This is a genomic window from Streptomyces sp. NPDC026672, assembly GCF_040638185.1.
GTDB lineage: Bacteria > Actinomycetota > Actinomycetes > Streptomycetales > Streptomycetaceae > Streptomyces.
In genome coordinates this window covers 1-12,264 of sequence record NZ_JBEZXS010000005.1, presented here as the reverse complement: position 1 = coordinate 12,264, position 12,264 = coordinate 1, and the positions used below count along the sequence as shown (strand labels likewise).

The following is a 12,264-nucleotide window of genomic DNA, read 5'->3' as shown; positions in this document are numbered from 1 at the left end:
ATGCCTGATAACGCCGAGAATGTACGGCGATGTCGACCGACACCGGGAAGTGTTCACCGGCACCCGGAGGGCGTCAAGGTCGCGCACAGCAACGGTGACAGCGGCCGTGTCCCCGCCCCGCGGGGCGTGAACGGGCAGGGGGCGGGCCGGGACCCCGACGGTCCCGGCCCGCCCTCCGCCGTCCTGCGGTCAGGGCACCTGTCGGTGCCCTTCGGTCGGCGCACCGGCCGGTGCCCACCGGCGCCGCCGCCCCGGGGAAGCCGCCGGCGTAGGTGCCCGTCGCCCGCCACCGCACGGCCAAGTGGTCGTCCTGGGCGACCGGGCCCACCTCGACGGTGAAGGCGAGGTCAGGGAGCGGCCCGCGGATCTGCCCGATGTAGGCCGGCAGACCGTCGGTCCCGCTGATCACACCGCCGTCGGGCGTGGGCGCGTGGACGGTGATGTCCGGGTCGATCAGCTTGTCGGCGACGCCGTGGTCGCCGTTCCACAGGGCCAGCCATGCCCCTGCCCGGTCGTTCACCTGGCCATCCCCACCTGGGCCATCAGGTCGGCCGGGTTGTGGAAGTCCTCGACCGACGCGATCTTGCCGTGCTTCGTGCGGAACACCGAGGTGGCCGGCACCGAGAACGACTTGCCCGCAGCCTCGGGGAAGGCACCGGTGCCGTTGAACGTCCCGCTGAACGTCCACACCACACCGATGTCGTCGCCGTCGCGGAAGGCGCGCTTGGTGGTCGCGCGCAGGGTCGTGAAGTTGTCCATCGTGTCGTCGACCCACCGGCCGGCACCGGCCGGTCCGCGGTAGGTCACCTGGAAACCGTGGTCGACGTAGACGCCGTCCTTGGTGAACAGCGAGGCCATCCGCCTGGCGCTGCCGGTGTTCCACGCGTGCGCCCACTGCTGCGCCAGGCGTGGCACCGAGGGGTGCGTGGCGGACGGAGCCGGGCGGTGGCCGGGGCTCGACGCCATCGCCGACTGAAGGGGGACGGCCACACCGAGGGAGGCGACGGCGACGATCGCCGGACGCGTTCGGTTCATGCTTCGGGTCCTTTGCGCATGTCGTTCCTGCAAGGTCCCCCAGAGCGTGTCGTGCGGGCCCGATGCGCCGCGTCGGTGAAAATCACCTACCCGCTACCGTGCCCGTATGCAGCTCATCGGCAGGCAGGCCGAGATCCGGCGCATCGGTGCCCTCCAGGCCGGTGCCCGCCGCGGACAGGGCGGCGCACTGGTCCTGCGGGGCGAGGCGGGCATCGGCAAGACCGCCCTGCTCGGCCACGCCCGCCGGGGCGAAGGACCGACCCTCCTCGCCGAGGGGTCGCGGTTCGAGACGGACCTGCCGTACGCCGCCCTGCACCAACTGACCGCCCCGGTCCTGGGGCACCTGGCCGACGTGCCGCAGCCGCAACGCAACGCCGTCGAGGTCGCGTTCGGGCTGGCCGCCGGTGTGCCCGACCCGTTCCGGACGGGCCTCGCCACCCTGGGGCTGCTGGCACGGGCCGCCCGGGACGAGCCGCTGACCTGCCTGATCGACAACGCCCAGTGGCTGGCCCCGGGGCTCAGACCGCCACGTATCCCGTCCGGTCCGGTGCCGCTCCCGGACCCCGGCGGATCTCCAGACCCGGCAGGCCCGCCCGCCCGAGGACCCAGCTCGCGCCCGGCAGGGACTTCGCCGCCTGCTTCAGGGGCGCGAGCCAGGCCGCCGCCTGGCGGTGGTCGGCCACGCTGCCCGGCGCGCACACGACCGTGGCCAGCGACAGCGTCACCGGCAGCCCGCCGGCCGACCACCCCGTGTCGAGCACGGCCGCGGCCAGCCGGTCCAGCCCCGCCTCGTCCGCGAGCACCAGGAAGTCGTCCCCGCCGATGTGCCCCACGCGGGTGTCCCCGGAGGACGCGTGCTGGAGCGTCCACCCCACGGACCGGATCAGCTCGTCGCCGGCCGCGAACCCGGCGCCGTCGTTGACCCGCTTGAAGTGGTCGATGTCCAGCCAGCTCAGCGCGCACGTACGCCCGTCCGCGAGCCACCGGTCCAGCTCGCCGGTGATCGCGTCCGAACCGGGCAGCCGCGTCAGCGGATTGAGCGCCGCCGCCTCCTCGACCCGGCTCTCCGCCAGCGCCCGCACCAGGTCCGCCAGCCGTACGACCCCCACACAACGCCCGAGGCGGTCCACCACGGCGACGTCGTCCGAGGCGCGGTCGGGGCCGCCGACGGCGACGACGTCCAGCACCTGCCAGGCGGTCGCGTCGACCCCGACCGTGCGCGGCGGGTCCCCCAGTTTCACGGCGGGCCGGTCGGCGTACAGGGCGTGCCCGTAGCGCCCCGACATCGACAGCAGGAAGCGCGAGCGGTGCAGCGAGCGCACCGGAGCCCCGGCGCGGTCCACCAGCAGCACGCCGGACACCTCGGGGGACCCGGTCAGCAGCGCCCGCACCTGCCCCGCCGACGCGGTCGCCGGCAGCAGCGCGGCGGGGCGCAGGAACTCCCGCACCGACGGTCCCGAGCCGGGCGGTGCCACGGCACTCGGGTGGCGCGGCGGAACGTACACGTCTGCCGCGGGTATCCGCGCGGGCGGCGCGAACAGCTCGCCCTGGGCCAGCTGCGCCCCGGCCGACACGGCCGCCGCGTACTGGAGTTCGGTCTCCACGCCCTCGACGGCAACCAGGGAGCCCAGTTCCTCGCACAGCGTCCGCATCGCCCGCACCGCGGCCGGCCGGGCCAGCAACGAGGCGTCCAGCTTCACCAGGTCCGGGCCGAGGTCGGTGAGCAGCCGCAGGGGCACGTCACCGTCCCCGATGCCGTCCGCGCTGATCCTGAAGCCCTGGTCGCGCAGCGCGCTCACGGCCTCCAGGAGGGCGCGCTGCGGCACGTGCGTGTACGGCGGGACGATGTCCAGGGTGATCTCCCACGGCATCCGCCCCGCCTCCAGGACCGCCGAGTGCAGGGGCGTGAGGCCGCCGAGGTCGGCCAGGGTGGCCGCGAACACGTTCAGGTGCAGCGGCAGCAGCGTCTCCTTGCGGGCCGCCGCCCGGAGGGCCAACACGGCCAGCCTGCCGTCGAGTTCGGGATCGCGACGGGCCTCGGCCAGGATGTCGCCGGTCTCCGGGCGGGCGAGCACCTCCAGTGCGGCGACCCCGCCGGTCACCAGGTTCACGACCGGCTGGAAGGCGAAGCGGAGAGTATCCGTCCAGGAGGGCACGGGAGCATGATGGCGCCACCCGCGACCGCCCAGGGCCCATTTCATGAGACGTTCACGCAGGATTCCGGGGCGATCACGGAGTGTGCGGGCAACTCGCCTGGTCAGGCGGAAAACTGACGAAACGTCACCGCGATCCCCGGGGGTCGGGAAACAGCCGTCCGCCGCGCAGAACCGGACAGCCTCGACCGGCGTCGTGGACAGCGGGAGGGACGGCCGGGGCCGACGGGGGTGGTTCCGGCCGTTCCTCCGGGTTTGACCGTACGTACACCGGCCGCTACCGGAACACGCCCTTCCCCCGATCGGATACAGTCCGCGCGTGTCCGAAATCCAGCACCCAACCGCCAACTCCGCGCAAGGCTCCCACTGTTCGAGCTGCGGAGCGCCCTACGGAGAGGGAGTCTCCGACTGGCCCCGCACCTGCGCGGCCTGCGGAACCGTCGCCTACCGCAACCCGCTGCCCGTCGCGATCGCCCTCCAGCCCGTGTACGACACCCAGGGCACCTCCCTCGTCGTCATCACGCGCACCGTGGGCCCCGCGCTCGGCGGCACCGCACTTCCCGGCGGCTACGTCGACGACCGCGAGGACTGGCGGCAGGCCGTCGTCCGCGAACTCAAGGAGGAGACGGGCATCGACGCCGCGAGCCGCGACGTGCGCCTCGCCGACGCGATGAGCTCGCCCGACGGTCATCTGCTCCTGTTCGGCCTCCTCCCGGAGCGCCCGGCCGACGCCCTGCCGCCGTCCAGCGCCACCGACGAGACCGAGGGCTGGCAGCTGCTGCGCCGCGCCGAGGAGCTCGCCTTCCCGCTGCACACCCTGGCCGTACGGGCGTTCTTCGAGGGCCGCTACATCTGAGCCCGCGGCTCAGCCCAGCCCCCGCAGGCGCACCGGGTGGGGCGGCGCGTCGACGCCGCCCTCGCCCTCGCGCCTCACCACCACCCGCCGGCCCTCCCAGCGGGCGACGTACCGTTCGACCTCCGGCTCGTCCCATCCGTCGCCCGCGTCCTGCACGACGACACCACCGCCGGTACGGCCCCGCTCCGGCGCCCACACCTCCAGTTCGAGCCCGCCGTCCGCGCCCCGCACCGGAATCACCGCACCCGCGCGCGCGAGCACCGGTATCCGCGACGGCGGCGCGTCCACCAGCACCTGCCCGGGCCCCTCGTACACCCGCTCCGTCACCGTGTCGTACCAGCGCCCCCGCGGCAGCTGCACCGCACGCCGGTCGGCGCCCGCACTCAGCACCGGGGCCACCAGGAGCGAGTCGCCCAGCAGGAACGCGTCCTCGCAGTCCCGCAGCGCCCGGTCCTCCGGCGCACCCCACCACAGCGGCCGCGCGTAGGGCGCACCCGTCCGCCGGGCCAGATGCGCGAGCGTCATGAAGTACGGCAGCAGCCGCCGCCGCTCGACGAGCGCCCCCCGCGCGTGCTCCAGCACCTCGTCCCCGAACTCCCACGGCTCCCTGCGCCCCGCCCGCGGACCCCCGTGAGTGCGGAACAGCGGCAGGTACGCGCCCAGCTGGAACCACCGCAGGTACAGCTCGGGCGACGGGGACCCGTCGAAGCCGCCCACGTCCGGCCCCGAGTACGGCACCCCGCACAGCCCGAGGCCCAGCACCAGCGACAGCGACGCCCGCAGCCCCGGCCAGCCCGTGGCCACGTCCCCCGACCAGGTGCCGCCGTAGCGCTGCATGCCCGCCCAGCCGGACCGGGAGAGCAGGAACGGGCGCTGCCCGGGCGACAGCTCGCGCAGCCCCTCGTAGGCCGCCCTGGCCATGCACAGCGCGTACACGTTGTGCGCCTCCCGGTGGTCACCGCCGACGCCCTCCAGGGAGTGCCGGGCCGAGCGCGGCAGGGTCGACTCGCCGAAGGCGTTGAACGACGTCGGCTCGTTCATGTCGTGCCAGAACCCGGCGAAGCCCTGCGACAGCCGCTCCTCGTAGAGCGACCCCCACCACTTGCGCACCCGCGTGTGGGTGAAGTCCGGATGCACCGACTCCCCGGCCCACACCTCACCCCGCACGAGCTGCCCCGAGGCGTCCCGCACGAACGCGTCCACGGCCGCCCCCGCCTCGTACACGTCACCCCCCGGCTCGGCCTTCACCGCCGGGTCGACCACCGACACCAACCGCACGCCCGACCGCCGCAGCTCCTCGGCGAGCGCGGGCAGCTTCGGGAAGCCCTCCCGGTCGACGGTGAACACCCGGTTCCCGTCGAGGTGGTCGATGTCCAGGTGCACCGCGTCCAGCGGCAGATCGCGCTCCCGGTAGCCCACGAAGACCCGCCGCACCTCCTCCGCACCGCCGGCCACCCGGGGCGCGTGCTGGAGACCGAGCGCCCACGCGGGCGGCAGCGCCGCCGCACCCGTCAGCGACGCCCAGGCGTGCAGCACCCGCGCGGGAGTGCCTACGACGACCCAGCAGCGCAACGGACCGCCGTCCATCCGCAGCTCGCTCCGGCCCGCCCGGTCGTGCCCGGAGCCGGCGCCCTCCTCGCCCTCCCGCAGCGTCACCGTCCCGTCCCACGAGGTGTCGTGGAACACCAGGTGCGCGGCCGCGTCGGCCACCACCAGCTGCACCGGCATCGTCACGCACAGCGGATCGTCGCCGGGCCCGAAGGCATGCCCCGGAGCGGTGTTCCACAGCCGGTACGTCCCGTCCCGCAGCCGCGGACCCGACGCCCGGCCCCCCAGCCCGAAGAACCGCGCGTCGGCCGAGACCTCCGACCCCTGCATCCAGTGCGCCGTGCCGCCCCCGACCGGCTCCCACCACCTGGGCGGCGCGTCCCGCCGCAGCGTCACGCCCCCGGGCGTGCGCACCTCTATCGCGCCGTGCCGGGAGACGACGACCGTCACCCGCTCCGCCACCAGCCGCCAGCCGCCGTCCTTGTCCGGCTCCAGCACCGCCCGCGGATCCGGCTCGGGAGAGCGCCCCGCCAGCGCGTACGACGGCTCGGGACCCGCGCCGTCCCAGCCCCAGAAGACCGCGCCGTTCACATCCACGGTGATCCGCAGCTCGGACCTGGCGAAACGCATCAGACCGCCCCCGGGCCCGGGCTCCACGGCCTCCACCGGACCCGGCACCCGCGCGCGCTCCGCGCCCCGGCGGGGCAGCGCCGTCGCGTCGGTACGCCTCCTGCGCCACGCGGCCCACACGGTACGCAACCCCAGAGCCGCTCTCGTCGAACCGACCACCTTCACCGAACGCACCAGGTCACGACCGTCCATGCTGCTCACCCTGCCATTCGCCGCCCCCCACGCGCGTGTCGTTCAACTGCCGTTCACCTGTGCTCGGAGCACATCTTCATGACTCGGACTATGTGGAGCACGCCCTGGTGTAGAAGTCGATCACATGGCATCGTCCGTGTCAGCCGTGTCACGCGCCACACCCCCAGTCCGCGCGCGGGTGACACACACGACGCGCACAGCCCGGGAGCCGCCCCATGCCGACCGCGAACCCCCAGCCGCTCTGGCAGCCGGATCCGCAGCAGATCGCCCAGGCCAACATCACCAGGTTCCAGACCTGGGCGGCCGAACACCACGGCGCCCCCGCCGACGGCGGCTACTTCGCGCTGCACCGCTGGTCCGTGGACCACCTCGACACCTTCTGGAAGGCCGTCACGGAGTGGTTCGGCGTACGGTTCTCCACGACCTGTGAGCAGGTCCTCGGCGACCGCTCGATGCCCGGTGCCGAATGGTTCCCCGGAGCGAGCCTCAACTACGCGGAACACGCCCTGCGCGCCGCGGCGACCCGCGCCGACGAACCCGCCCTCCTGCACGTCGACGAGACCCACGAACCGCGCCCGGTCACCTGGCGGGAACTCCGCCGCCAGGTCGGCTCCCTCGCCGCCGATCTGCGCGCCCTCGGCGTCCGCCCAGGCGACCGCGTCAGCGGCTACCTCCCCAACGTCCCGCAGGCCGTCGTCGCCCTCCTCGCCACCGCCGCCGTCGGCGCCGTCTGGACCTCCTGCGCCCCCGACTTCGGCGCCCGCAGCGTCCTCGACCGCTTCCAGCAGGTCGAACCGGTCGTCCTCTTCACGGTCGACGGCTACCGCTACGGCGGCAAGGAGCACGACCGGCGCGAGGTCGTCGCCGAACTGCGCCGCGAACTGCCCACCCTGCGCGCCGTCGTCCACATCCCGCTCCTCGGCACCGGGGCACCCGAGGGCGCACTGGAGTGGGCCGCCCTCACCTCCGCCGACACCGAGCCCGTCTTCGAACAGGTCCCGTTCGCCCACCCACTGTGGGTGCTCTACTCCTCCGGCACGACCGGCCTGCCCAAGGCCATCGTCCAGTCCCAGGGCGGCATCCTCGTCGAGCACCTCAAGCAGCTCGGCCTGCACTGCGACCTGGGCCCCGAGGACCGCTTCTTCTGGTACACCTCCACCGGCTGGATGATGTGGAACTTCCTCGTCTCCGGCCTCCTCACGGGCACCACGATCGTCCTGTACGACGGCAGCCCCGGGTACCCGGACACCGGCGCCCAGTGGAGCGTCGTCGAACGCACCGGAGCCACCCTCTACGGCACCTCGGCCGCGTACGTCATGGCCTGCCGCAAGGCCGGCGTGCACCCGGCCCGCGACCACGACCTCTCCACCGTGCGGTGCGTCGCGACCACGGGCTCGCCCCTGCCGCCCGACGGCTTCCGCTGGCTGCACGACGAGGTCCGCGACGACCTCTGGATCGCCTCCGTCAGCGGCGGCACGGACGTCTGCTCCTGCTTCGCCGGCGCCGTCCCCACCCTGCCCGTCCACACGGGCGAACTCCAGGCACCCTGCCTCGGCACCGACCTCCAGTCCTGGGACCCCAGCGGCAAGCCCCTCGTCGACGAGGTCGGCGAACTCGTCGTCACCAACCCCATGCCGTCCATGCCCATCCACTTCTGGAACGACCCCGACGGCAGCCGCTACCACGACAGCTACTTCGACACCTACCCCGGCGTCTGGCGCCACGGCGACTGGATCACCGTCACCCCCCGCGGATCCGTGATCATCCACGGCCGCTCCGACTCCACGCTCAACCGCCAGGGCGTGCGCATGGGCTCCGCCGACATCTACGAAGTCGTCGAACGCCTCCCCGAGATCAAGGAATCCCTGGTCATCGGCATCGAACAGCCCGACGGCGGCTACTGGATGCCCCTGTTCGTCCACCTGGCCCCGGGAGCCGTCCTCGACGAGGCGCTGCTCACCCGGATCAAGCGGGCCATCCGCGAACAGCTCTCGCCCCGCCACGTCCCCGACGAGGTCATCGAGGTCCCCGGCGTCCCGCACACCCTCACCGGCAAGCGCATCGAGGTCCCCGTCAAGCGTCTCCTCCAGGGCACACCGCTCGAAAAGGCGGTCAACCCCGGCTCCATCGACGACCTGGGCCTCCTCGCCTTCTACGAGGAACTGGCCCGCGAACGGGCCTGAGCCCGTTGTCAGTGGTGCCGGTTACTGTGAGTGAGCATTGATCAACCGCTCACAGGGGGACACATGGAGCACACCGCACACCTGACCATGCGACGCGTCCTGCGCCGAGAGATCGCCGGAACCATCGGCCTGCTCACCGACGAGCAGGACTTCCGCGCCATGCGGCGCTACCGCAGCTTCACCTTCGACGACCACCTCGCCTACCTCCAGCAGGCCGAAGCCGTCCTGCGGATCCGCGCCGCACAGGGCGGCCACACCACCGTCGCCCTCTTCGACCCCCAGGAGTACGCCGAGTACTGCGCCGAGGCCGGCCTCGACCCCGACACCCCGAACAGCCGAGCCCGCTTCACGGCAGAACTCGCCGCCACCGGCGCCACCGTCCCGTACGACGGCCAGACACTCGCCGACCTCCTGCCCGCCCTCGTCGACGAAGCCGTCCGCCGGGCCACATGGGAGTACGCGAGCACCCTGCTCGCCCGCCTCGGCCCCTGCGCCGGCTGCGGCGAGGACATCGGCCGAGCCGCCTTCAACCGGGCCGCGACCCTCCTCACCCGCATCCTCGACACGGCACCACCGGGCGACCGGCACCTCGTGTGCAGCGTCACCGCCCCGCCCGAGACACTCGTGTCCGTCCTCCACGCCGACGTGGACACGGACGGCAGCACCCACCTCGACGAGGCCGAAGTCCTCGAATTCACCACCGTCCTCGCCCTGGGCGTCGCCACCCACAGCCCCGGCGGACTCGTCATGCGCACCAGCGCCCCCGGCACCACCGACCGCATCTACGGATGGCGCATCCGCAAGGACGGCCTCGACCCCCTCACCGCAGGCGAGGTCTTCGACGCCTACTGCACCGACATCGACTCCGGCGACCTCATCGCCCCGGAATCCGGCGTCGACTACGGCGTGCCCCCCGACCTCGGAGAGGAGGACGGCCCGTCCGGGCACCACCACTGAACGCACCGGGGGCGCCCCACCCGTCGGCGGAGCGCCCCTCGACGAAGGACCGAACGACCGGCCGCGAACGACTGTCGGCCACGGCCCGGCGGCCGGCTACTCGCCGGACAGCACCGCCTGGGCCGCCGCCCGCGCCTCCTCGGCGCTCTCCGCCGCCCGCGCGGCCGACGCCGCCCGCTCGCACTGCGCCAGCGTGTACTTGGCCAGCGCCGTCCGGACATACGGGATGGACGCCGCCCCCATGGAAAGAGAGGTGACCCCCAGCCCCGTCAGCACACACGCCAGGAGCGGGTCCGACGCGGCCTCACCGCACACACCGCAGCTCTTGCCCTCGGCCCGGGCCGCCTCCGCGGACAGCGCCACCAGGTCGAGCAGCGCGGGCTGCCACGGGTCCTGGAGCCGAGACACCGCGCCCACCTGCCGGTCCGCCGCGAACGTGTACTGCGCCAGGTCGTTCGTCCCCAAGGACAGGAACTCGACCTCCTGGAGGATCGAACGCGCCCGCAGCGCGGCCGACGGGATCTCCACCATCGCCCCGAACTTCGCCTCCAGCCCCGCGGCACGGCACGCGTCGGCGAACGCCTTCGCGTCCGCGCGGTCCGCCACCATCGGCGCCATGACCTCCAGGTGCACCGGCAGCCCCTCGGCGGCCGTGGCCAGCGCGGTCAGCTGCGTCCGCAGCACCTCCGGGTGATCGAGCAGCGCCCGCAGACCGCGCACGCCCAGCGCCGGGTTGGGCTCGTCGGCCGGGGTCAGGAAGTCCAGCGGCTTGTCCGCGCCCGCGTCCAGCACGCGCACCACGACACGGCCCTCGGGGAACGCCTCCAGGACCTGCCGGTACGCCTCGACCTGCTTCTCCTCGGAAGGAGCGTTCTTGCTGTCGTCGAGGAACAGGAACTCGGTACGGAAGAGACCCACGCCCTCGGCCCCGGCCTCCACGGCCGCCGGCACGTCCGCCGGACCACCCACGTTGGCCAGCAGCGGCACCTTGTGCCCGTCCGCGGTGACGCCCGGCCCCGTCGCCGAGGCCAGCGCGGCCCTGCGCTCGGCCGCCGCGGCCGCCAGTTCGGCCTTCTTCGCCGGGCCGGGGTCCACGAAGACGTCGCCCGTGCTGCCGTCGACGGCGATCATCGTGCCCTCGCCCAGCTCGCTCGCCCCCGGCAGCGCCACCACGGCCGGCACCCCGAGCGCACGCGCGAGGATCGCGCTGTGGCTGGTCGGCCCGCCCTCCTCGGTGACGAAGCCGAGCACCAGCGTCGGGTCCAGCAGCGCCGTGTCGGCCGGAGCCAGATCACGGGCGACGAGGACGTACGGCTCGTCGCTGTCCGGGACGCCCGGCATCGGCACGCCCAGCAGCCGGGCGACGATCCGGTTCCGCACGTCGTCGAGGTCGGCCACCCGCCCGGCCAGGTACTCACCGGCACCGGCCAGCAGCTCGCGGTACGAGGCGAACGCGTCGTACACGGCACGCTCGGCCGTGCTCCCGGCGACGACGCGCCGCTCCACGTCGGCCATCAGTTCGGGGTCCTGGGCCATCATGGCCTGCGCCTCGAGGACGGCCTGTGCCTCGCCACCCGCGAGATTGCCGCGTGCCATGAGGTCGGCGGCCACGGCCTCCACGGCCTGCCGGGCCCGGCCCTGTTCACGCTCGGCCTCCTCCGCGGCGATCTGCCTGGCGGGCGGCTCCAGGACCGCCGTCCCCATGTGCCGTACCTCGCCGATCGCCACACCGTGGCTCACGCCGACGCCCCGCAGCGTTGTCTCCATCTCACCCGTCTCCGATAAGTGCGGCGGATCCCGCCGCCGTGTTGGTCGTCCTGCCCGCCGTCGTCACGACGACGCTCATGTCAGTTCCAGGTGAAGAGGCTGTCGCCGGCCTTCACGTCGCCGCCGTCACGGAGCTCGGAGAGGGAGTCGGAGGTGGCCTCCAGCGCCACGACCGGGCACACCGGAGACTTGCCGGCCTCCTCGACGGCGGCCGGGTTCCAGCGCACGACGGCCTGACCGCGTGTCACGGTGTCGCCCTTGCCGACGAGGAGTTCGAAGCCCTCGCCGTTCAACTGCACGGTGTCGATGCCCAGGTGGGTGAGCACGCCGTGCCCCTCACCGTCGACGACGACAAAGGCATGGGGGTGCAGGGAGACGATGACGCCGTCCACGGGGGCGACGGCCTCCGAGGGCTCGCGCACGGGATCGACGGCGGTGCCCGGGCCGACCATGGCCCCCGAGAAGACGGGATCCGGCACGGAGGCCAGTCCGATGGCGCGTCCGGCGAGGGGGGACGTCACGAAGGTCATGGGAAGCCTCCAGGGGGTGGGGCCGCATGTACGAGCCGTCGCCGCGAGTGCCGGACGGCGTACTGAGCAGCAGGGTATGCCAGATGAAGGGTCGGTTCCGTATGGAAGCTACCAGCTAGTGGTCTAGACCACCAACCCAATGGATTTGCACGTGCTTCGAGGCGCCGTGTACAGTCGTACTCCTGCTTGAGACGGAGTGACGCGAACAAGCGTCCTTGCCTCGGCGGCACCCAAATTTGTCAGATCCTCACTCGGATCTCCTTTCGCATGCCTGCGAGAGGGTGGTCGGAGGGCCGGAAAAACACTGATAGAGTTTGGAACACCGAAGGGAAGCGCCCGGAGGAAAGCCCGGAAGGGTGAGTACGAAGGAAGCGTCCGTTCCTTGAGAACTCAACAGCGTGCCAAAAGTCAAC

Annotated in this window: 9 protein-coding genes and 1 pseudogene; 4 read left to right on the top strand and 6 right to left on the bottom strand. The window is 73.1% G+C overall.

The window, feature by feature from the left end:
• Positions 1-73 precede the first annotated feature (73 nt).
• Both AB0F77_RS06760 and AB0F77_RS06755 read right to left on the bottom strand, forming a co-directional pair.
• A complete protein-coding gene (locus AB0F77_RS06760) occupies positions 74-520 on the bottom strand; it encodes a nuclear transport factor 2 family protein (RefSeq protein WP_361942598.1) in 447 nt (148 codons plus the stop codon).
• On the bottom strand, positions 517-1,035 hold the full coding sequence (locus AB0F77_RS06755; RefSeq protein WP_361942595.1) for a nuclear transport factor 2 family protein: 519 nt from the start codon (positions 1,033-1,035) through the stop codon (positions 517-519). Before AB0F77_RS06755 ends, AB0F77_RS06760 begins: the two co-directional genes overlap by 4 nt.
• Before the next feature lie 106 nt (positions 1,036-1,141).
• Between AB0F77_RS06755 and AB0F77_RS06750 the strand changes: the two are divergent.
• Positions 1,142-1,489 (top strand): annotated as a pseudogene (locus AB0F77_RS06750) (AAA family ATPase); the annotation flags it as partial.
• Between the two features lie 64 nt (positions 1,490-1,553).
• On the opposite strand, the gene AB0F77_RS06745 reads toward AB0F77_RS06750, so the two are convergent.
• On the bottom strand, positions 1,554-3,191 hold the full coding sequence (locus AB0F77_RS06745) for a GGDEF domain-containing protein (RefSeq protein WP_361942592.1): 1,638 nt from the start codon (positions 3,189-3,191) through the stop codon (positions 1,554-1,556).
• 316 nt (positions 3,192-3,507) lie between these two features.
• Here AB0F77_RS06745 and AB0F77_RS06740 point away from each other — a divergent pair, with 316 nt between their 5' ends.
• Positions 3,508-4,044, top strand: coding sequence for an NUDIX domain-containing protein (locus AB0F77_RS06740; protein WP_361942589.1), 537 nt, complete (start codon positions 3,508-3,510; stop codon positions 4,042-4,044).
• A gap of 9 nt (positions 4,045-4,053) precedes the next feature.
• On the opposite strand, the gene AB0F77_RS06735 is transcribed toward AB0F77_RS06740, so the two are convergent.
• Positions 4,054-6,414 carry a TIM-barrel domain-containing protein gene (locus AB0F77_RS06735; RefSeq protein ID WP_361942586.1) on the bottom strand — a complete coding sequence of 787 codons (2,361 nt, stop codon included), beginning with the start codon at positions 6,412-6,414 and terminating at the stop codon, positions 4,054-4,056.
• A 215-nt stretch (positions 6,415-6,629) separates the two neighbouring features.
• Here AB0F77_RS06735 and AB0F77_RS06730 point away from each other — a divergent pair, with 215 nt between their 5' ends.
• Both AB0F77_RS06730 and AB0F77_RS06725 read left to right on the top strand, forming a co-directional pair.
• Positions 6,630-8,597, top strand: a complete 1,968-nt coding sequence (locus AB0F77_RS06730) for an acetoacetate--CoA ligase (RefSeq protein ID WP_361942584.1) — start codon at positions 6,630-6,632, stop codon at positions 8,595-8,597.
• A 63-nt stretch (positions 8,598-8,660) separates the two neighbouring features.
• Complete coding sequence (locus AB0F77_RS06725; RefSeq protein ID WP_361942581.1) at positions 8,661-9,554, top strand: hypothetical protein; 894 nt, start codon at positions 8,661-8,663, stop codon at positions 9,552-9,554.
• 96 nt (positions 9,555-9,650) lie between these two features.
• On the opposite strand, the gene ptsP is transcribed toward AB0F77_RS06725, so the two are convergent.
• The gene (ptsP, locus tag AB0F77_RS06720; RefSeq protein WP_361942578.1) at positions 9,651-11,321 is read right to left on the bottom strand and encodes a phosphoenolpyruvate--protein phosphotransferase; all 1,671 of its coding nucleotides are present in this window, start codon (positions 11,319-11,321) and stop codon (positions 9,651-9,653) included.
• Positions 11,322-11,401: 80 nt separating this feature from the next.
• A complete protein-coding gene (locus tag AB0F77_RS06715) occupies positions 11,402-11,851 on the bottom strand; it encodes a PTS glucose transporter subunit IIA (RefSeq protein ID WP_361942575.1) in 450 nt (149 codons plus the stop codon).
• Between the last annotated feature and the right edge of the window lie 413 nt (positions 11,852-12,264).

What these genes read in the sequence shown, in the direction of transcription:
- AB0F77_RS06755 (WP_361942595.1), bottom strand. Translation starts at nt 1,035, where the DNA reads ATGAACCGAACGCGTCCGGCGATCGTCGCCGTCGCCTCCCTCGGTGTG.
- AB0F77_RS06735 (WP_361942586.1), bottom strand. Translation starts at nt 6,414, where the DNA reads ATGGACGGTCGTGACCTGGTGCGTTCGGTGAAGGTGGTCGGTTCGACG.
- AB0F77_RS06730 (WP_361942584.1), top strand. Translation starts at nt 6,630, where the DNA reads ATGCCGACCGCGAACCCCCAGCCGCTCTGGCAGCCGGATCCGCAGCAG.
- AB0F77_RS06725 (WP_361942581.1), top strand. Translation starts at nt 8,661, where the DNA reads ATGGAGCACACCGCACACCTGACCATGCGACGCGTCCTGCGCCGAGAG.
- ptsP (WP_361942578.1), bottom strand. Translation starts at nt 11,321, where the DNA reads ATGGAGACAACGCTGCGGGGCGTCGGCGTGAGCCACGGTGTGGCGATC.
- AB0F77_RS06715 (WP_361942575.1), bottom strand. Translation starts at nt 11,851, where the DNA reads ATGACCTTCGTGACGTCCCCCCTCGCCGGACGCGCCATCGGACTGGCC.